The organism is Sporosarcina sp. JAI121 (genome assembly GCF_013408665.1).
Lineage (GTDB): Bacteria > Bacillota > Bacilli > Bacillales_A > Planococcaceae > Sporosarcina.
In genome coordinates this window covers 513,121-533,118 of the sequence record NZ_JACCCL010000001.1, presented here as the reverse complement: position 1 = coordinate 533,118, position 19,998 = coordinate 513,121, and the positions used below count along the sequence as shown (strand labels likewise).

16 protein-coding genes are annotated in these 19,998 nt (G+C 40.9%); 6 read left to right on the top strand and 10 right to left on the bottom strand.

The annotated features are described in order from the left end of the window. Positions 1-7 precede the first annotated feature (7 nt). The 3 genes from HDC33_RS02540 to HDC33_RS02530 all read right to left on the bottom strand — a co-directional run bounded on the left by HDC33_RS02540 (position 8) and on the right by HDC33_RS02530 (position 3,988). On the bottom strand, positions 8-1,225 hold the full coding sequence (locus tag HDC33_RS02540; protein WP_179390956.1) for an MFS transporter: 1,218 nt from the start codon (positions 1,223-1,225) through the stop codon (positions 8-10). 606 nt (positions 1,226-1,831) lie between these two features. Beyond that, complete coding sequence (locus tag HDC33_RS02535; RefSeq protein WP_179390955.1) at positions 1,832-3,172, bottom strand: Na+/H+ antiporter NhaC family protein; 1,341 nt, start codon at positions 3,170-3,172, stop codon at positions 1,832-1,834. A 60-nt stretch (positions 3,173-3,232) separates the two neighbouring features. Continuing rightward, positions 3,233-3,988, bottom strand: a complete 756-nt coding sequence (locus tag HDC33_RS02530; RefSeq protein ID WP_218843216.1) for an SDR family NAD(P)-dependent oxidoreductase — start codon at positions 3,986-3,988, stop codon at positions 3,233-3,235. 234 nt (positions 3,989-4,222) lie between these two features. Between HDC33_RS02530 and HDC33_RS02525 the strand changes: the two genes are divergently transcribed. Further along, positions 4,223-4,678 carry an S-ribosylhomocysteine lyase gene (locus HDC33_RS02525; RefSeq protein WP_179390953.1) on the top strand — a complete coding sequence of 152 codons (456 nt, stop codon included), beginning with the start codon at positions 4,223-4,225 and terminating at the stop codon, positions 4,676-4,678. 223 nt (positions 4,679-4,901) lie between these two features. Here HDC33_RS02525 and HDC33_RS02520 read toward each other — a convergent pair whose 3' ends face one another. The 4 genes from HDC33_RS02520 to HDC33_RS02505 all read right to left on the bottom strand — a co-directional run bounded on the left by HDC33_RS02520 (position 4,902) and on the right by HDC33_RS02505 (position 8,367). Beyond that, positions 4,902-5,234, bottom strand: coding sequence for a DUF7957 family protein (locus HDC33_RS02520; RefSeq protein ID WP_179390952.1), 333 nt, complete (start codon positions 5,232-5,234; stop codon positions 4,902-4,904). 348 nt (positions 5,235-5,582) lie between these two features. Beyond that, entirely contained in the window at positions 5,583-6,044 is a 462-nt protein-coding gene (locus HDC33_RS02515) for a hypothetical protein (protein ID WP_179390951.1), read from the bottom strand. 261 nt (positions 6,045-6,305) lie between these two features. Next, the gene (locus HDC33_RS02510) at positions 6,306-6,764 is read right to left on the bottom strand and encodes a hypothetical protein (protein WP_179390950.1); all 459 of its coding nucleotides are present in this window, start codon (positions 6,762-6,764) and stop codon (positions 6,306-6,308) included. A gap of 346 nt (positions 6,765-7,110) precedes the next feature. Continuing rightward, positions 7,111-8,367 carry an S-layer homology domain-containing protein gene (locus HDC33_RS02505; protein ID WP_179390949.1) on the bottom strand — a complete coding sequence of 419 codons (1,257 nt, stop codon included), beginning with the start codon at positions 8,365-8,367 and terminating at the stop codon, positions 7,111-7,113. Positions 8,368-8,759: 392 nt separating this feature from the next. Here HDC33_RS02505 and dcuS point away from each other — a divergent pair, with 392 nt between their 5' ends. The 3 genes from dcuS to HDC33_RS02490 all read left to right on the top strand — a co-directional run bounded on the left by dcuS (position 8,760) and on the right by HDC33_RS02490 (position 12,877). Then, on the top strand, positions 8,760-10,361 hold the full coding sequence (dcuS, locus tag HDC33_RS02500) for a DcuS/MalK family sensor histidine kinase (protein WP_179390948.1): 1,602 nt from the start codon (positions 8,760-8,762) through the stop codon (positions 10,359-10,361). Then, entirely contained in the window at positions 10,358-11,074 is a 717-nt protein-coding gene (locus HDC33_RS02495) for a response regulator (protein WP_179390947.1), read from the top strand. The genes dcuS and HDC33_RS02495 overlap by 4 nt, the downstream gene beginning before the upstream one ends. Positions 11,075-11,212: 138 nt before the next feature. Further along, positions 11,213-12,877, top strand: a complete 1,665-nt coding sequence (locus HDC33_RS02490) for an SLC13 family permease (protein ID WP_179390946.1) — start codon at positions 11,213-11,215, stop codon at positions 12,875-12,877. A gap of 158 nt (positions 12,878-13,035) precedes the next feature. Here HDC33_RS02490 and HDC33_RS02485 read toward each other — a convergent pair whose 3' ends face one another. Then, positions 13,036-14,340 carry an alkaline phosphatase gene (locus HDC33_RS02485; protein WP_370457396.1) on the bottom strand — a complete coding sequence of 435 codons (1,305 nt, stop codon included), beginning with the start codon at positions 14,338-14,340 and terminating at the stop codon, positions 13,036-13,038. Positions 14,341-14,679: 339 nt separating this feature from the next. Between HDC33_RS02485 and menC the strand changes: the two genes are divergently transcribed. Beyond that, entirely contained in the window at positions 14,680-15,825 is a 1,146-nt protein-coding gene (gene menC, locus HDC33_RS02480; RefSeq protein ID WP_179392592.1) for an o-succinylbenzoate synthase, read from the top strand. A 202-nt stretch (positions 15,826-16,027) separates the two neighbouring features. Here the strand turns inward: menC and HDC33_RS02475 are convergent, their stop codons facing one another. After that, positions 16,028-16,762 carry an IclR family transcriptional regulator gene (locus tag HDC33_RS02475; protein WP_179390945.1) on the bottom strand — a complete coding sequence of 245 codons (735 nt, stop codon included), beginning with the start codon at positions 16,760-16,762 and terminating at the stop codon, positions 16,028-16,030. 283 nt (positions 16,763-17,045) lie between these two features. Between HDC33_RS02475 and HDC33_RS02470 the strand changes: the two genes are divergently transcribed. Further along, complete coding sequence (locus HDC33_RS02470) at positions 17,046-18,410, top strand: alanine/glycine:cation symporter family protein (RefSeq protein ID WP_179390944.1); 1,365 nt, start codon at positions 17,046-17,048, stop codon at positions 18,408-18,410. A 334-nt stretch (positions 18,411-18,744) separates the two neighbouring features. On the opposite strand, the gene HDC33_RS02465 is transcribed toward HDC33_RS02470, so the two are convergent. Next, positions 18,745-19,998: a Zn-dependent hydrolase gene (locus HDC33_RS02465; RefSeq protein ID WP_179390943.1), complete on the bottom strand. Its 1,254-nt coding sequence runs from the start codon at positions 19,996-19,998 to the stop codon at positions 18,745-18,747.

Sequence of the window (19,998 nt, the reverse complement as noted above, 5' to 3'; positions counted from 1 at the left end):
TCTTATATTACGACTGGGTCTGAAAAATTTCTCCCTTTCGGAAATTCAGCGTCAAAAGTGAAATCATACAAATGATAGCAAAAATGATTAGCATCCAAAAAGCAGCATTATACGAGCCGTTAAATGTCTGAACAATAAACCCAATTGCAAGCGGTGTAATAAATCCGGCTAACTGACCGCCTGTATTCGCAATCCCCATACTTGTACCAGTTATAGAAGATGGGAACCTTTTCAAAATAACAGCTGGCAAGAGAAGCATCACGAATGAAATAAAGACAATGACAATGGTTTGATAGGTGATGAACAGCATTACGCTCGGAGAGTTGAACATGAGATATAGTAGAATGCCGATAAAGATACAAGCAATTCCACCTACCACTTTCTCCCGGCCCTGCGGCAACCTGTCAATTACATATCCTGCAAAAAAGATTGCTAAAACAGTTGCTAATCCAGGAATCGTTTGCATCCATCCAAGTGAAATCAAATCAAGACCGCGTACATTGACGAGATAAGTGGGTAGCCATGTTGCTAAGCCCCAGTTGATAGCGTAAATACTGTAATACGCAATAAACAAATTTAACATCAGCGGCGTTTTTAGAATCTGCATAAATATTCCTTGCTGCTTCGTTCCTTCCTGCTCCATTTCCACGTAATCGCTATTCACAGGTATTTTAATGAAATACCAATAAAGTATCGTAATGACAAGTCCTATAGCACCAAGCAGCACAAATGACACCCGCCAGCCGATAGACGTAAGCATATAAGCGGAAAGTAACGGTACCAATAACGCCACAATCCCTCCGGATGAGAGCATGACCGACATCGCCCAAGCTCTTTTAGAACTCGGAGTCGTTTGCGTAATCAATTTTGAGCTTGAAGGCTGGAATCCACCTTCACCAATCCCAAACATAAATCGAATAGCAATCATCGAAGCCAGTGACCAAACCGCACCCGTCAAAGCTGTAAAGATTGACCACATCAAGACGGAAATGATTAGGACTTTTCTGGAACCGAATTTATCAGCCAGCCAACCGCCAGGAATTTGCATAAGCGCATAGCCTGCAAAAAAACTACTAAGAATGAGCCCAGTGGAAGTAGGACTCAATTGTAAATCTTCGGTAATCGATAAGATTGCATAATTGATAAAATAACGATCGAAGTTACCAATAGCCCAACCAAGAAAGAGTAAAAACAAAATTAAGTTTCTTTGCTTCGCAGAAACCATATAAAATCCTCCCCTATGAAAAAATTCATTTCTCCTGTTTCCCATTTAACGCATACTTAACGACATGTTCGTTATCTAAATCACTATAAACAGTTTTTAGAATTAATGCAATATATTTTTAGGGAAATAACTAGGTTTAAATACCTGAAGGATGTATGGGTTGGGTGCAAAGAAGCTTGCCGAGTACTTGGGGTGGATGGTTGTTGTTGCCTTCTGGGTACCGGTTTTATGCTGGGTGCTTGTTTATGCTGGATGCTTGTTATGCTGGATGCTTCACACCTATACAATTCAGACACAATTCTGCAGTTTTATGAATGAGGAACAGAAAAAGCCTCCAAACTAAATCAGTAGGAAGGCTTTTCTATTCAGTGAACGGAGCCTGTACCAATCCACGTGGCAGGGGTTGGTGAAGAATAAGCATGGCTTTTTTCGAAGTTGTATACATTGGGCAAGTATTCATGTTTGTTTTATTTGTTTTAGAATATCCTTGGTGACTGTCACCACTACAATTAAGTCCCCAAAAAACCAGACATCCGCGCGAATGTCTGGTTTTCATTTCCCTACTATACAACTGGAGTCTATCCCTCGCATAGTGTCAGTGATTCGTTATTCCCCGATAGGTGAAATCACAACCGGTTTTACTGCCTTTTCCGACGGACGGAATTTCGGGTAACCGATAAAGATAGCAATGATTCCGCAAATCCCCATCAGAACTGGATAAAATGAGTAGGGAATAATACTGACTGGTGAAATAGCAGCTAACCCAGCGGCAGCAAGCATTTGACCACCATATGGCAAAATCCCCTGCCAGCAACTTGAAAACGTATCGAGTAAGCTAGCCGATTTCCGCGGATCAATGTCATATTCATCAGCGATACTTTTTGCCAATGGGCCTGTGATTACAATTGAAATCGTATTATTCGCGGTAGCGATATCAGCCATACTGACTAAACCCGCAATGCCGAATTCCGCCCCTTTTTTCGTTTTAATTTTACTGGTGATGAAATATAACAAGTAATCAATACCGCCGTTATGCTTGATAATTCCAACGACACCGCCGATTAAGATTGCAATGAGCGCTAAATCCTCCATACTTATAATCCCATCGGCAACTGTTTGCAAAAAGCCACTAAAACTATACGTCCCATCAATCAAACCGATAATTCCAGCAAAAATCGTTCCACCGAGCAAGACGATTAACACATGTGCACCCAATAACGCCGCCACCAAAACAGCGATATAAGGTAGTATTTTCAATAGATCATACTGATATTCCCCACCGAGAGTTGCGACATTCCCACGTGTGATGACGCCAAGTATAATCGCTGTAAGGATTGCACCAGGTAAAACGATTAAAAAATTCACTTTAAATTTGTCCTTCATTTTTGTATTCTGGGTCCTAACTGCCGCAATCGTCGTATCTGAAATCATCGATAAGTTATCACCAAACATCGCACCGCCAATCACAGTCGCCATCGCCAATGCGAGCGGGATATCAGTCTGACTAGCGATTCCAATTCCAATCGGTGCCAATGCAACAACCGTACCCATTGACGTTCCCATCGAAATAGAAATGAAGCAGCCGATAATGAAAAGCCCAACCATCAATAAATTCGCCGGTAATACAGACAAGCCAAAGTTGACCGTAGATTCAACCGCTCCCATCCCCCTGGCAACTCCCGCAAAAGCCCCCGCTAAAATAAAGATGACTGCCATTAAAATAATGTTCGGATGGCCTGCACCTTTCGTGAACGTTTCCACTTTACTCGAGAATTTTTCTTTTCGATTCATTAGCAAAGCGATGGCAGAAGCGATTAGTATGGCTACATTTAACGGCATATTCGAAAAATCTTTCGTCAAAATACCTGTGCCGATAAAAAGCAATACAAAAACAAGTAATGGAAAGAGTGCAAAAATGTTTCCCTTTTTCACTTCACTAGTTGACATTAATACCCCTCCTCGTAGTTTATAAAAATTACACCTTGTACTTGATTTCCCTAGTTATTTTCAATTCATTGTCATTCCACCTGTCACGTTAAGACCTTGCCCCGTCATATAATCGGAGTACTTTGACGCCAAAAAGACAACAACATTCGCAATATCCTGCGGTGCAGCAGTTCTGCCTAATGGAACCTGTGAGAAATCTTCCTCTTTAATCGCCTCCGCATCCAGTCCTCTTAATGCACCACCTATAACCCGTTCATTCCTTTTCATATCCGTCTCGACAATTCCTGGGCAAACTGCGTTGACATTGATCTGATCCTTTGCCAGTTCCAATGCCAACACTTTCGTGAATCCTAAAACTGCATGCTTGGAGGCGACATAGCTTCCCATCAAACGATAACCATTTTTTCCAGCTTGTGAGGAAATATTGATGATTTTCCCGCCTTCGCCCTGTGCTTGTAAATAACGGGAGACAAATTTACTGCATAAATAGACCCCCTTGGCATTAACATCCATCACCTTATCCCAATCTTCTTCTTTGCTATCAACCACATAATCCATTGAAGATATTCCTGCGTTATTCACTAAAATATCGATCCGTCCAAAGTGTTCAGTCACGGTTTGTACCATTTCCTCGACTTGGTCACTTTTGGCGACGTCTGTTTGAATGTATAGTAAACGATCAGTTGTCTGTAACGTTTCAAATTTCCTGTCAACAACAGCAACCAATGCACCACAATCTAAAAGTGCATCGACAATCGCTTTTCCGATTCCATGCGCCCCTCCGGTTACGATTGCAACTTTCCCTGTTACATCCATATAATACACGTGCGTTTTACCTCCTCGCATAGAAACTATAAAAATTTTCTATCGAAATAAATTCCACTTCTTCAATACCTAGTATTTCTATAAGAATTCTTAAAGTGTATCGTACCTTGCTTTCTTGACCCTGTCAACACCATTATTCGTTTTTTCTGAATTATAGTATAAAGGTGTTTACTTTGCTAGATGACTTGTGATAGCTTAGATAACAAACCTGAAAGGATGATGGAAATGGCAGTAGTTGAGAGTTTTCTATTAAATCATACGATAGTAAAAGCGCCTTATGTACGCTTGGCTGGCACGGAACAACACGAGAAAGGCAGCACTCTACAGAAATATGACTTGCGATTTTTGCAACCTAATCAGGATGCAATGCCGACTGGAGCCGTTCATACGCTAGAGCATTTGCTTGCGACATATTTACGGGATGAATTGAAGGGGATTGTCGATATTTCACCAATGGGATGCAGAACAGGATTTTACATGATCATTTGGGATGAACATGAACCAAGTGAAGTTGCCACTGCATTAACGACTGTGCTAGAGAAAGTTGTAACAACTGAACATATTCCTGCCGTTTCCGCACTCGAATGTGGAAATTATAGAGATCACTCCCTATTCGCTGCACAGGAATATGCAAAATTAGTCCTTGAAGCAGGATTAAGCGATGACCCGTTCCGCGCTTAAATTGTAGTGGTGACAGGTACCGTTATCATATTGTACCTATTGGGCAAACAATCACGTTTGTTTTGTTTGTTTTAGAATTGACTTGGTGACTGTCACCAAGTCAATTCCGAGTCATATTCCGACACCAAAAAAACACCGAAAATCCATCGATGTCTAGTCGAATGGGCTTCCGGTGTTTTGGTTTATTCTTGATCAAATAATCCGCTATGTGAGTAGCTTACTTTTACTTAACTATATCTTTTTTCATTATTTGCCCTGTATTTTCCGAGATAAAAACACGACGTCCGTAAAAGTCGGTTGCTCTAATTCCATCTTCATGAATCACCATTTGCTCATAAGGTAATCTTAGATAATCTACTACTAAACTTTCTACTCTCCAAAGAACCTCTGCCGTATCTGACACTGCATAAATGTTATCTAACGTATTTTCAGTTTGAAGAATTGACAGTAACACAATTATTTTGTTCTCAACTATCCCTATTTGTCCTATTTCATGTGAAAATTCGATACTACTTCCATCAATTGTTAAACTTCTATCTTTATAACTAACATTCATATAGACTCACTACTCTCTCAATAATTATTTATGGTAATGATCTAGGATTGGTAAAATGAAGATAAATTTATTGTAACGCTGTTAATGCCCCTCTCTAAAATAAAAAGAAACACCCTACAGAGAATGAACTCCTTAGGGTATTTCCCTCGTTCTTCAACTAGACTCAAATCTTATTTCTCGCGGAGCACTAATTATTTTAACCGGCCCACAACCCGTACCCCGACATTTACGTAAAAAGTAAACATTTTTCCAACTCTTCAGGTACTTGACAAACCGAAAAAAGGCTTTTGAAATGATAGTTGTTACGGACAGATACATAGTATTGTTTACATCCACCTTCGCTAACATTCAATTCAAACTTTTTAAATACTCTTTAACCTGAATGCTTGGTATTATTTTTCTTTTTTCTGGTAATTCATTGCCTCCCGTTATTGGCTCCATAATCTCAACTATTGCATCAATCTCCTCAATACTAACTTCTTTCTTAAATACAAATTGTTCTTGTTTTTCGAACCCTTCACTTTCATAATCACTACTAAACAAAGAAATTTTTCCATCATCGATTACTAGTTCTCCTATCGAAAAAGGTTCATATTCTTTGCCTTTATATATTATTTTATAGTTCAACTCAAATAGAAATTCTATCTCATCCAGGGTTACTTCTTTTATAAAGATATCATGATGGATATTTCCACCTAGATCGACTAATTCATTAAATCCATTTTCATGATCTTTGCTCCTTAATCTATATTTATCATTTCGAATATTTACTGGATAATTTTTATTATTATATTTGGCATATTTCCCCACACTAATCCCACCTTAATTAAATTCAACCCAAGATTTTGTATCACCATCAAAAATAAAGTTGAATACTGGTTCTCCTACTTTACTGTCTCTAATATACATCATATCGCCTTCAACAAACTTTCTTGCTTCTTTATAATATTCAGGTAAAACAATCTCTTTACTACCCGTAAATCCTCGTCCAGTATATGGATATGAATCAGGGTTAGGATCCCATCTTGGTATTGATAATTGGTTGGGTTCTGCTAAATTATATTCAATTGTTCAATAATATCTATCTGGACTTCCAACAGATTCTGATATACCATCATCACCATTAGTTATTTTAAAGGTTGTATTATTGTAATCTAAACGAGTACCTTCATAATTCTCCTCTAAACTTTTTAATTTTTCCGAATGCGCCATCACAGTACCTTTTGGTGGAATACCTATTTGATTTCTTATCGTATTTACTTTTTTTACTTCTTTATCTTTTAATAACCGATCGGGATGTAATAATTCTAAAAATCCAACAGCAGTATAACCATTCTCTTTTAAAATAAATTGCATAGCTTCACTAGTTTTAACTGTTTCAACTTTTGCCCTAGTATTGCCAGTCCCCTTACCAGCATTAACCTTAGGTGATATAGTTGTCTTTTGAATCTTACCAGGCTCCTTAGCACCAACAGTTCCTGCGGATTCTTTCGAGCCTATGCAAGGTGAAAAATTGCAGATGAATTTCAAGAAGAAATGTCTACAACAAGATAGTAATGTCCGAGTAATTAGTTATAACTTTATGGCACATAATTTGACTTTTTACTGTTGGTTACGTTTTCAGTCGGGTTGGTTAAAAATTCAATGAGAACCTGGTCCTCAGACTTAAAATAGTGTCTAAATTGTAGTGGTGACAGGTACCGGCCTCAATCATCTTTTATTATTGTGTCTATTGAACAAACAATCACGTTTGTTTTGTTTGTTTTAGAATTGACTGGGTGACTGTCACCAAGTCAATTCTAAGTCATATTCCGACACTAAAAAAACACCGAAAACCCATCAATGTCTAGTCGAATGGGCCTTCGGTGTTTTGGGTTTATTCTTGATCAAAAAATCCGCTATGTGGATAGAAAAGGATATTAAATTTATCTTTCCCGGTATCTACATGCATTCTGTACACGAGGCGACGATAATCTTGTTTCGTGTACCAATCGTGTTGATACTCATATTTGGAGTCGAGGAATGTTACACGCACGGAAGACGATTCATAGCGCTCGTAGTCGTTTTTCACGATTTGGAGGGCTTCCTCTTTTGTAAGGTCAAAGCTTCCAGCCCCGATAGGTTTCCAGTCATATCCTGACAGCTTCCACTTGCCCGATTGCTTTTCGAACGCATATTCCAAAAATGCAGCATCTTGAAGTGGAATGTCAAAGGAAACCGTACGGATACGAATTAAGCTCGGTGTGTTTTCAAGTATTTCAAAGCGATAATCCGTTTCTCCCAATAGGAGGGGAAAAAGACTCATATCACAATATAAGCACATATCAGCATAGTAATTTTTTAATTCATCATCTACGAACGGCTCTGTTACTTTATCCAAAAGTTCCGCGCGAACCTTGCTGAACTGAGATGCCTTGTATTTATGAGTGGTAATAGTAGCTTCGACTGTATGGGGCAATCTATATAGTAAATTTAGTATTTGTGCTTTCGTCAACGGTTTAGTGGAATCAAGTTCGGGAACCTTTGGAAGATGCAACGCACGGTGCAGAAACACTGCATAATGAGCACGTGTCACAGGTTCATTCGGTTTAAAATAACCTTGATTTCCCGTTGTAATTCCGTTTGAATACAGAGCATTCACATGCAAATATCCCCAATCATTTCCACTAACGTCCGGGAAATATGCGACGGACTTAATAGTTAATCCAAACGCTAGATCCAGCACTTTTGCCATTTGAACCCGCGTAAGTGGTGCTTCGGGATTGAAGTTGCCATTGACGTCGCCGCTGAAGATCCCTGCCTGCGTAACATTTGAAATCGCATCATAGTATGGGTGATTCTTAGGTACATCCTTGTAACGAATACCAGTCTCCGACTTCGCGGCCAACTGTAAAGCTTTGCCCAATAACTGAGCCACATGCTTGCGTGAAACTTTTTCGTTTGGCTTAAAAGTGCCATCGGGATAACCATTTATCATCCCTCTTGCTTGCATATCCTGAATTATTTCCTTGTAAGGATGATTGTGCGGTACGTCTTTAAACGATTGAGATGAGGCTTCCGCCTGTACACTACTAAAAACAACTACCGCAATGATAAAACATCCAAACCATCGCACTAGCCACTTATTCTTCATCTGATAACCTCCCCATTCTTTGAAGTCTCGTATTATGGATTATTATTCCTATCATAACAACTCACAGCTAAGATATCCAGGTGGTATTAGTCTTTTCAGACAATTTCAGCGTTAATAAACAGCCCCTCACCCGATAGACTGTTTACTATATTGTGAGTCCAAATCAGATTTTACATAAGCGACTGAAATCAGCTTCCCAAAGTTGTACACGTTGTTCAAACATTCACGTTTGTTCCGTTTGTTTCAGAATTGTCTTGGTGACTGTCACCGCCACCGACCCGCACTCACGGTCACCCCACTGATAGAGAAGATTTCTTTTTCATTTCAAAATGTTCAATGAACACTTATGATTGTCCTATAGGTTGATTATTAGAGTGGAAGAGGAGCAGTAGATGAGCGTGTTTAAAAGAAAGAAAATCAGCCTTCAAACCCGGTTGACCCTTTTGGTTTGTACTGTTGTACTTGTCTCCCTATCGGTAACTGGTTATTTAATAGGAAGTACAGCAACGGAAAATGCCCGGAATTACCAAGCAGAAAAAGTCATGGACATTGCGAGCACAATTAGCCATTCCCAGCTTGTGATTGATAGTTTATCGGGCGTTGGTTCAGGGCAAGCAATTCAGTCTTATACAAAATCGATACAGGATGATACAAATGTTGAATATATTGTTGTCATGAATTCAGAGCATATCCGCCAGTCCCATCCAATCGCCGAGAGAATCGGTCAATATTTCGTTGGGAACGATGAGGACAGGGCTTTCCTCGGAGAACGCTACACTTCTGTGGCAAAAGGGACGCTTGGTGAATCCATGAGGGCGTTTGTACCAATCCGGAATGGTGAACAGATAATCGGTGTTGTATCTGTTGGGATTTTGCTGGATAATATTCAATCGACTGTCTTGCACAGTGTACGAGCGAGCTACATAGGAATTGGTGCTGGGCTTCTGATTGGGATTATTGGAGCGTTCTTTTTGGCGAGGCGAGTTAAACAAACGTTATTCGGACTTGAGCCAAGAGAAATCGCAAATCTACTTCGCGAACGAGAGGCTATGCTTGAGTCCGTCCGTGAAGGGGTTATCGGCATTAATGACAAAGAAGAAATCATCGTGGCAAATCAGGCAGCAATTCATCTCTTTCGAAGGGCTGGTTTACTAGAAAACCCCGTCGGACAACAGGTGCAATCTTATTTACCACCTTCCCTCCTACAAGATCTGCTGTTAAATGAAAGACTGGTGTACGACCAAGAACAAAAGTTAAACGGAATTGACATCATCGTCAACAAAGTGCCTGTCATTTCAAATAAGCATCTTGTAGGTGCACTGGCTACATTTCGGGATAAATCAGAACTTACATCACTTATTGAGCAACTTTCAGGTGCAAAGGCTTATGCCGAAACGTTGAGAGCACAGACGCATGAATTTATGAACAAGTTGCATGTTATAACGGCCATGATCCATACAAAATCCTATGAAGAACTTAAAGAGTATACGACGTATCTTTCTGATTCCTATCAAAATGAAGGAGGTTCCGTGTTCCGTCTTGTAAAAGATCCTGTCATTGCTGGTTACTTAATAAGTAAGCTACATGAATTCCAGAAGTCCGGTATTCAAGTCGAATTGTCAGGTGAAACACCACTTCCTATATTGAAAGAAATTGAGCGCATGGATAAAATCATCACCATACTGGGTAACTTATGCGACAATGCGTATGAAGCGGTAAGTCTTAAGGAGAACAAACGGATTCATATGACAATTACTTATATAGATAAACAGTTCCATTTCAGCCTACTGGATAATGGTTCCGGTTTGATTGTGGAAAATGATGAAGCTTTATTTAAAAAAGGATTATCAACAAAAGGCGAGCATCGTGGATATGGGTTATATTTGACTAAAAATGCACTGGATGAACTTGGAGGCACATTAGATGTTATCTCGATAAAAGGAGATGGAGCTCAATTTCATGTCAAAATTCCATATGAAGGTGAAGAATCATGATTGATGTGTTAATTATTGAAGACGATCCGATGGTGGCAAAATTCAATTCCATTTATCTGCAAAGCATTCCGGGGTTTTCCCTTTCAGGGCTTGCCAGTAATGTTGAGGAGGGATGGGATTTCCTTAACAATCATCCTGTTGATCTTATTTTGCTCGATGTTTACATGGGGAAAGCTACAGGACTTGACATGCTAGTTGAACTCAGAAAAGTAGATAATTCCGTTGATGTGATCGTCATAACAGCAGCTAATGATAAGCAATCCGTCCAAACAGCACTCCGTTATGGAGCTGTCGATTATTTAATCAAACCGTTCAGCTTTGAACGGTTTCAGGACGCACTGCTACAATTTCAGCAAAACTTTCAATTGATGAAGACTAACATGACAGTTAGCCAAGGTGAGATTGATTCGTTTCTTCACAAATCAGCAAAGACAAACTTACGTACGCTCGACCTTCCAAAGGGCATGACAGTCGTCACCCTATCTCGAATCGTAAAACAAATTCTCAAGCGAGACAAGAAGGTATTTTCTTCAGCGAATATCGCGGAGGAAACTGGGATTTCAAGCGTCTCCGTGAGAAAGTATTTAAACCATTTAGTGGATAGACAATTATTGTTCGTTGATGTTGCCTATCAGGAAACCGGACGTCCCTTGCATTGTTACACAGTAAATGTAGAAAAAGCAGATATCCTCCACTCATTTATCACAAACTAAAAAAAGCAACGGAAGCAATACTTCTGTTGCTTTTTTTAGTTTGTAAAGTATTTGATTAGTTTCAGAATCTATATTTATAATGTTCTAAATTTTATAGTTAGACTTCAAAGCGAAAGCGTTTTCAGAAGGAGAATGATTATGAGAGAAATGGCTTCAAATGTGTGGCAAGGACTTTGGCGCTCGCATAGACAAACGAAAAGTTTGTTGAATGTCTTTGCTTATACGAAAGATCGTAAACAAGTAACAAAAAATGTTAAAACAAGGGTAGATGTGAAAGATGATTCGCAACCTCCACAAAAACCGGACAATCCAACGAATAGAAAAGCCTACTCCAAACCACAGTTGATTGGATTAATTCTTGGGCCACTTCTTTTTGTTTTGACAATGTTCTTATTTTCTCCACCAGGAATGAGTCCGGAAGCGAAAGCGGTACTTGCGGTAACCTTATGGATTGCAACTTGGTGGATATCAGAAGCGATTCCAATTCCAGTCACATCGTTATTACCCATATTTTTATTGCCAGTAACAGGGGCTTTAGATGCCGATACGGTTACATCTTCATATGGCGATGATATTATCTTTTTATTTTTAGGTGGTTTTTTCATTGCAACCGCTATGGAAAAATGGAACTTACATAAGCGGATGGCTTTAGCTATTATTTCATTCATCGGAACGAGTACGCAACGGATTTTGCTAGGTTTCATGGCAGCTACCGCATTTCTTTCGATGTGGGTGTCCAATACAGCAGCCGTAATGATGATGGTACCAATGGGGTTAGCAATCACCGCGCAGGTTGCATCTGCGTTAAAAGGAAAACCTGATGAAGACGATTTGCCGAAATTCGAAAAGGCGCTCATCTTCGGTATCGGATATGCCGGAACAATCGGCGGACTTGGAACGCTTATCGGGACACCACCCAATATCATTTTAGCCGCACAAGTTAAGCAGCTGTTCGATGTTGAAATTTCTTTTGCAGGGTGGATGTTGGTTGCTGTCCCAATTGTCATCGTCCTTTTACTGTTTACATGGATCTACCTAGGTAGATTCGCGTTTAAAATGAAAATCAAAGGGTTACCCGGAGGAAAAGAAGTCATCCAGAAAGAACGCAGGGCACTTGGAAAGACATCATTCGAAGAGAAAGTTGTCGGTGCCGTCTTTACTTTCGCGGCCTTTATGTGGATTACCCGTGAATTCATCTGGATAAATATTATACCAGGGTTAAAAGATGGAATGATCGCAATTATTGCGATGGCTCTCCTCTTTACTATACCCGCATCGAAAAAATTCGGTACACGCATTCTTGAGTGGAAAGATTCTAAAGAGATTCCATGGGGCGTACTTCTGCTATTTGGAGGGGGGCTTGCAATTGCAGCAGGTTTTCGCCAAACCGGCCTTTCCGAATGGATAGGAACACAGCTTACCTTCTTCGACGGCTTGAATCTCATTGTAATTATCGCCCTTTCATCGTTGCTCGTTCTTGTACTGACTGAGTTTACATCGAATACAGCGACAGCGACAATGATCCTTCCTGTTTTAGCGGCTCTGGCACTGTCATTGAATATTCATCCTTTCGCGTTAATGGTTCCCGCCGCTATGGCTGCAAACTGTGCATTTATGCTGCCAGTTGGAACACCACCGAATGCGATCATATTCGGTACAGGAAAGCTACGGATTTTTGAAATGGTTCGAGTCGGGTTCGTCATTAACCTATTCGTGCTCGTGCTAATTGTACTTGCTACGTACTATTTGGTGCCGATTTTCTGGGGTATCGATTTAAACATTGTTCCGCCCGATTTTCGCTGAGGTGAATTCAGGTTTTGAATAGAAATTATAATAGGAATGCGACCAAATAGAGCTGATAAGGTGTATGGTAGCGTTCAGTTTGATCGAATAAAACGACCGCACCTCTTTGTATAGAGGTACGGTCCTTTTTTCATACTATAAGCAGCTAACTGTAAGGTTTATTGAAATGGGATTTTCATTGCTTCAGCCATTAATTGTGGGAAATCTGTATTTTCGATAAGTCCTGCGAATTTATGGGCTTGTGGACCGTAAGCGTAAACAGGGATGTCTGTACCAGTGTGTCCCGTGTGCGTCCAACCGACAAGTGCATGTTTGGAAATGATCGAGTTAATCTGCAATGCTGGATTGCTCGCTTGTTTGATTTGGTTACCTTCAGTTTCCGATAATGTAATGCCCGTATAGTTCAGTACGACTTCTTGGATATTACTGCGTTCTTCATTTAATTGGGATGCCATGAAATCGCCTGTCGCTGTCACATCTTTAAGGATTTCCAAATTGGCACCTGATCCTCCGTAACCGCCGACAGACATTCCACCAGTGTCATGGTCACCAGCGATGACGACTAACGTTTTCTTATCTTTTTTCGCAAAATCCAGTGCAGCTTCTACTGCTTTTTCAAACGCTTCAGTGTCTTTCATCGCCCATGCAGCATCATTCGCATGACCGGCCCAATCGATTTGACTGCCTTCAACCATTAAAAAGAATCCATCTTTATCGTTACTTAAAACGTCGATGGCAGCTGATGTCATGTCTTGCAAGCTTGGCTCGTCAGTCGCCTCACGATCCAGTTCAGGAGATAAGCTATCCTCAGCGAAAAGCCCAATCAACTTGTCCGCTTTCTTTACAGTAGTTAACGATTGCGCCTCAGACACAATTTCATAGCCATCTTGTTTTGCTTTATTTAATAAATCATCACTAAAATATTTTTTGCCGCCTCCTAGGATAACGTCAACATCATTTTGAAGGAGTTCTGGTGCAATGTCTTTTTCATTGGCGCGCGTTTCAACATGTGAACCGAAAACTGCAGGTGTGGCATGGGTAATCGTTGACGTTGCGACTAATCCCGAAGATTTTCCGCTCTTTTCAGCAGCTTGTAAAATCGTTTCGAGTTTATTGCCAGCCGGATCCATGCTAATTATTCCATTGTTCGTTTTCGTTCCAGTGGCCATCGCAGTTCCAGCCGCAGCAGAATCCGTCACTTCCGAGTTTGCGGAATAGGTTCGGTGCATGCCAACGAGATGTGGATCCATTACCGATTCTTCCCCTTTAAACAATCGATAATTTGTCGCATACGAACTGGAGTAACCGTCTGGAATCATAAAAATGATGTTCTCCACTTTTTCATTCGATTGAGGATTTTTCGCTTCAGCAGATTGCAGTGATGTGATTCCCGCAAAACTTCCTACAGTAAAACTCCCAGCAATCGCAATGATCATCATCTTTGATTTCAATGTTTTCTTCAATTAAATTCCTCCCTCGAAGTATCGTACAGGTTAACTCTATCTCTGGACTGTTAACGTAGTATTAAACTAGTGTATAGAGATTGTTAAATCGCCTTAAGTTGTACACATTATTCAAACATTCATGTTTGTTTTGTTTGTTTTAGAATTGACTGGGTGACTGTCACCCCTACAATTACAACTACTTTTCCATTTCAAAATATTCAATTAACACGTATGATTGTCTTAGGAGGTGATTAGTAAAGTCGAAAAGGAACTGAATTTAGATGAAAAATCGCTTTTCAACGGTATTGAGATACTGATAGAAATTGTACGGCTACATAGCAAAGGGGAGAAATTATGATGAAATCAATAACGATAAAAGAGGTTGTTCTTCACCATATCAATGTATCCATGATTGCACCTTTCACGACTAGTTTCGGCACGATGCAAGCAAAAGATGTCTGCCTTGTCGAAGTTATCGATGAATCGGGTGTTTCCGGCTGGGGAGAGACTGTGACGAGCAACGAACCCTATTATAATGAAGAAACTACATTTACTACGGTCTATATATTGAAGGATTTCTTGATTCCACGGGTCATCCATAGGCAAATTGACCACCCTTCCGAAGTTCACGGCATGCTGACGTTCGTCAGGAGGAACAATATCGCAAAAGCCGCATTGGAAACTGCGATTTGGGATGCATTCGCCAAGAAGAATGGAAAATCAGTCGCAGAGATTCTCGGGGGAATGAAACACGAAATTGAGGTCGGCAAAAGCATCGGGATTCAGGACAGCCCAAGCGACTTGGTCGATCAAGTAGGGCAATTCGTCGAAGAAGGCTTTAAGCGAATTAAAATCAAAATCGGCCCGCAAGCAGATTTGGACTATGTCGCTGCTGTACGCTCCAAATATCCGGATATCCTGTTGATGGCTGATGCGAACTCCGCTTACACACTGGAAGACCTTGACCATCTGAAAAAGCTCGATCAATACAACTTGATGATGATTGAACAACCTTTGGCACACGACGATATTGTTGATCACGCCACACTCCAAAAAGCATTGGAGACGCCGATTTGCCTGGATGAAAGCATCCACTCGCTTGAAGATGCGCGGAAAGCGATTGAACTCGGAAGTTGCCGTATCATCAACATTAAAATTGGACGCGTCGGCGGCTTGCAGGAATCACTGCTTATCCACGACCTATGCAAAGAAAACAATATTCCCGTATGGTGCGGCGGCATGCTCGAAACCGGCATCGGACGCGCTCATAACATCCAGCTGACAACGCTGTCGAACTTCACCATGCCTGGTGACACCGCTCCCTCTTCACACTATTGGAAAGAGGATCTGGTCACACCCGAAATCACCATGGATTCAGGCATCATCACAGTTCCCGGCGGCTTCGGGATCGGCTATGGAATCGACCATCGCAAACTGGAAAAAGTCCGTGTTTCTACTGAACGGATAACCACTTCGGAATCTACTCATCCAATTCCTAGTTGACTTATTTATGGCACGAGGCTTTGAGAAAAAGAGCATAAAAACAATAAACCAGCTTCCATGAATCACGAACAGATTCGGAAGCTGGTTTTTCTATATTGTATAAATTGTACAAACATTCACGTTTGTTTCGATTGTTTTAGAATTGACTTGGTGACTGTCACCCCACCAACCCCGCCACTGTCCCCCTGTCTATATCTCCCCCTTACATACCACCAAGACCCGATGATATCTGTTGGGCGGCTTCATATACTTTTTCAATGAAAAAACTCATGCGATCCTCGGTAATGTCGTAAGCCAAAACTTCAATGCTGATTGCTCCGAACACACGGTTATCGAAGTCAAAGACGGGGGCTCCAACTGCAATGGTTCCTTTCGTTTTCTCTCCGAAACTTATCGCATACCCTTTCTGTTTAACTTCGGCTAATTCTTTCTCAAATACTTCTCTTTCCTGTTTGTCCGGCACAAGCTGTTCCAGAAGACCTTCCATTTTGTTTCGAGGCATGTTCGCTAAAATGGTTTTGTTCGCCCCTCCAATATGTAATGGAATTCTCTCGCCGATACTATCAAGGATTTTAACATTTCGCGGGCTATCTATTCGTTCGATAATAATAGAATTCGTATCGCTAGGAATGTTTAAATAGACAGTCTCCTCTGCCTCAAGTGCTAACCTTTCTAAAATGGGTCTTGTGACATCCCGGACATCCAATTTTCCAAACATCTTCAACCCTAACTCCATCCATTTGTATCCAAGCTTATATTGTTTCGTACCTTCACTATGCGTAACAAGTCCGTGCTGCATTAAAGACTGCGTTAGTCGGTACACCGTACTAATTGGCAACCCCGTCTCTTCGGCCAATTCTGCAGCTAACCACTTTTCTTTTTCTTCCTGAGAAAGAGTTTGAATAATAAGCATTGCACGGTTAATCGATTGAATCATGTACTGATCACCCTCTCGTCTACTCTCATCTCCACACACCACATTTCAGACCATTCTAATAATTCAAGACTGTAAGTTGAGTCTACAAGACTTTCCTAGTTGTGTAAATTGCAAAAACTTTTCCCCTCTTCAAATAGATCATTGACAAACTTGTAGAAACGAGATTAAATAGAGATTATCAAACTTTCTCACAATACGGAATTAATTCTGCATTGTGGAATAAAAACGTTTTCTACACAGGTATTGATTTCACTGAAAAATTATGAATGAAGGGATTGAGAACGTGGAGGATTTCACAAAACTGATAGCACAAGCTTCAAACTTCATCTGGGGGATGCCACTCATTATCTTGCTAATAGGAGGAGGGATTTCCCTTACAATTCGGCTTAACTTTTTTCAATTCCGTTATTTCCCACATATTCTAGCGCAAACGTTCGGAAAATTATTTGCCAAAAGTGATGCTCCTGGAACTTTAACACCGTTCCAAGCAACGACAGCTGCACTTGCTTCGACAATGGGAGCTGCAAATATTGTCGGTGTCCCTGTAGCGATCGCTCTTGGTGGACCTGGTGCTATTTTCTGGATGTGGATCGTTGCTCTAATCGGGATTGGTACAAAGTATTCGGAGGTAGTTCTTGGTCTTCATTATCGCGAAAAAAATGACCGCGGAGAATATGTTGGGGGACCGATGTATTACATACAAAAAGGGTTGGGATGGAAGAAAGTTGCCTACTTTTTTGCATTTGCGTTAATGATTGAAGTTATTGCTAGTACGATGGTTCAATCAAACTCAATTGCAGCGACATTGGATGGATCCTTCGGAATTTCTCCTCTTGTAACAGGAATTATTGTAGCAATTCTTGTTATTTTAGTTACATATGGAGGGATAAAAACGATTGGGAAAGTATCGGAAAAACTTATTCCCATTATCGTTGTTCTTTACATAATCAGTGCTCTTATTGTTATTGCAATGAATATCAAAGAAGTACCAACCGCTTTTTCTCTTATTTTTGAATACGCTTTCAGACCGATCTCAGCGGCTGGTGGATTTGCTGGGGCTGGTGTAGCAGCCGCAATTCGTTGGGGGCTTGCACGCGGACTTTATTCCAACGAAGCGGGGATGGGAACTGCGCCTATCGCTCATGCTTCTGCAATGAATGATCATCCTGCAAAACAAGGTTTCTGGGGTGTTTTTGAAGTAATCGTTGACACTTTGGTTGTCTGCACAATGACAGCCCTCGTCGTTCTAACGTCCGGAGTTTGGAAGGATATCCCTACAGAAGAAGCTTCGACAATGGTAACAGCCGCATTTGTTCCGGTCTTCGGCGCTTCAATCGGCGGATCGATTGTTTCCGCAACGCTCTTTTTGTTTGTGATTACAACAGTTGTTGTCATTATCTTTTATGGGGAAAAGCAAGCAGAGTTTTTATTTGGGACAACTTTCGCGAAGGTTATGCGCTTCGTTTATATTACTGCAATTGTCGTTGGGGCCGTCGGTGGACTGCAATTCATTTGGCAATTCCTCGACCTTCTACTCGCAGCAGTAGTTATACCGAACGTCATTGCTGTAATCTTTTTAAGTGGGAAGGTACGTGAAATTACGAACGATTACTTCACGAATATTTATCCGAATGAAAAGAGAAAGTAAGGTATTTCAGGAGGTGTATTTGATTTACTAGACATTTTTTTAGTATTAATAACAACCAGCTAGTCCACTACGTAAAGTACCAAAAAGATTACGTAATTCACTTGGTGACTGTCACCCCTACAATTACACCCATTATTCCAGTTTTCTTGAAAGCAACAGAAAAAGGCGATCATTCCTATTGGATGATCGCCTTTCCCTTTGCTAGCAGCTTAAGTGGGTATGAGTTTAAAAATGTACCGATAATTTGGCTTTAACATTTCTTTGTTATATCTTTAGCGAAATTTACAATTGTGTAACAAAAATACGCAATTGACACACGTTCAGCTCTCTAAAGTCAAACAGATAGGGCTTTATCAAAAGACAAAAGGGCGGTTCCAAGAGCTTGGATACCCTTGACGACTTCGGCATAGTCTGTCCATTCTTCTGGACAGTGGCTTTTTCCGTTCTTGCTTGGGACGAAAATCATGCCGACGGGTGCGACTTTGGCAAGCTGGTTGCCATCATGACCCGCTCCACTCGGTAATCGAAGCGTTGTACCAAAACGTTGACAACTTTTCTCAACCCCTTGCACCACATCTTCCGATACGATAATGGCGTCCGAATGGGAAAGCTGATTCATAGTAATTGAGACTTTCCGACTTGTTTCTACGTGTGCAATTTTATTTTTCATATATTCCACCATCTGATCGAGGGCATGCGGATCCAGTGAGCGGATTTCAAAATCAAATACGACGCGTCCAGGTATCACATTCGCTCCGTTTGGTTCAACGAACATTCGACCAACCGTGCCGACTACTTGTTCCGTATAGGTCTTGTTCGCAACTTCCTCCAGTGCTAAAACAAGCTCTGAAGCCGCGGGTAATGCATCAAATCTCATGTGCATAGGTGTTGTTCCAGCGTGGTTCGCTTGTCCTTCCACTACGACTTTATGGCGTTGAATGCCTACGATTCCAGTCACTACGCCCAGCTCATGCTGTGTCTGTTCCAAAACTGGTCCTTGTTCAATATGCAGTTCCAAATATAAGGATATATCCCCGACTTTTAATGCTTCTGTCTCCAAATCATCTGGTCTGCCCCCTGCAACTTTGAGCGCATTTCGAAGAGGGAGTCCTTCTGCGTTTGTGCGTCCTAGATCGGCTTCCGTTAAATTGCCAACCATTCCTCTGCTTCCAATGGTTGAAATACCAAATTCACTTGCTTCTTCCGCTGTAAAATCGACAATCAGTAAAGAATGTGCCAATTCAATTTTTTTCTCATTTAATTGCCGGACGATTTCAATCCCTGCCAAGACACCAATTATGCCATCAAATCGACCGCCTCCCACAACAGAATCCGTATGGGAACCAATCATGATTGGTGGTAATTCAGGATTTACCCCTTGACGTTTACCAATTAAATTCGATGCAGCGTCAATCCGAACATCCAAACCGCAATTCTTCATTTCTCGGATCAACCACTCTCGGCTTTCCAGATGCCATTTTGTAAACGGCCTTCTCGTATATCCCGGTGCAACACTATCAATTATCGCCGACAGGGCAATAATATCCTGCTCAATACGCTTTTCATTCTTCTCAAATGTCTTAGTCAT

Coding starts and splice junctions, on each gene's coding strand:
- HDC33_RS02540 (WP_179390956.1), bottom strand. CDS start 1,225: ATGGTTTCTGCGAAGCAAAGAAACTTAATTTTGTTTTTACTCTTTCTT.
- HDC33_RS02535 (WP_179390955.1), bottom strand. CDS start 3,172: ATGTCAACTAGTGAAGTGAAAAAGGGAAACATTTTTGCACTCTTTCCA.
- HDC33_RS02530 (WP_218843216.1), bottom strand. CDS start 3,988: ATGGATGTAACAGGGAAAGTTGCAATCGTAACCGGAGGGGCGCATGGA.
- HDC33_RS02525 (WP_179390953.1), top strand. CDS start 4,223: ATGGCAGTAGTTGAGAGTTTTCTATTAAATCATACGATAGTAAAAGCG.
- HDC33_RS02520 (WP_179390952.1), bottom strand. CDS start 5,234: ATGAATGTTAGTTATAAAGATAGAAGTTTAACAATTGATGGAAGTAGT.
- HDC33_RS02505 (WP_179390949.1), bottom strand. CDS start 8,367: ATGAAGAATAAGTGGCTAGTGCGATGGTTTGGATGTTTTATCATTGCG.
- dcuS (WP_179390948.1), top strand. CDS start 8,760: ATGAGCGTGTTTAAAAGAAAGAAAATCAGCCTTCAAACCCGGTTGACC.
- HDC33_RS02495 (WP_179390947.1), top strand. CDS start 10,358: ATGATTGATGTGTTAATTATTGAAGACGATCCGATGGTGGCAAAATTC.
- HDC33_RS02490 (WP_179390946.1), top strand. CDS start 11,213: ATGAGAGAAATGGCTTCAAATGTGTGGCAAGGACTTTGGCGCTCGCAT.
- menC (WP_179392592.1), top strand. CDS start 14,680: ATGAAATCAATAACGATAAAAGAGGTTGTTCTTCACCATATCAATGTA.
- HDC33_RS02475 (WP_179390945.1), bottom strand. CDS start 16,762: ATGATTCAATCGATTAACCGTGCAATGCTTATTATTCAAACTCTTTCT.
- HDC33_RS02465 (WP_179390943.1), bottom strand. CDS start 19,998: ATGACTAAGACATTTGAGAAGAATGAAAAGCGTATTGAGCAGGATATT.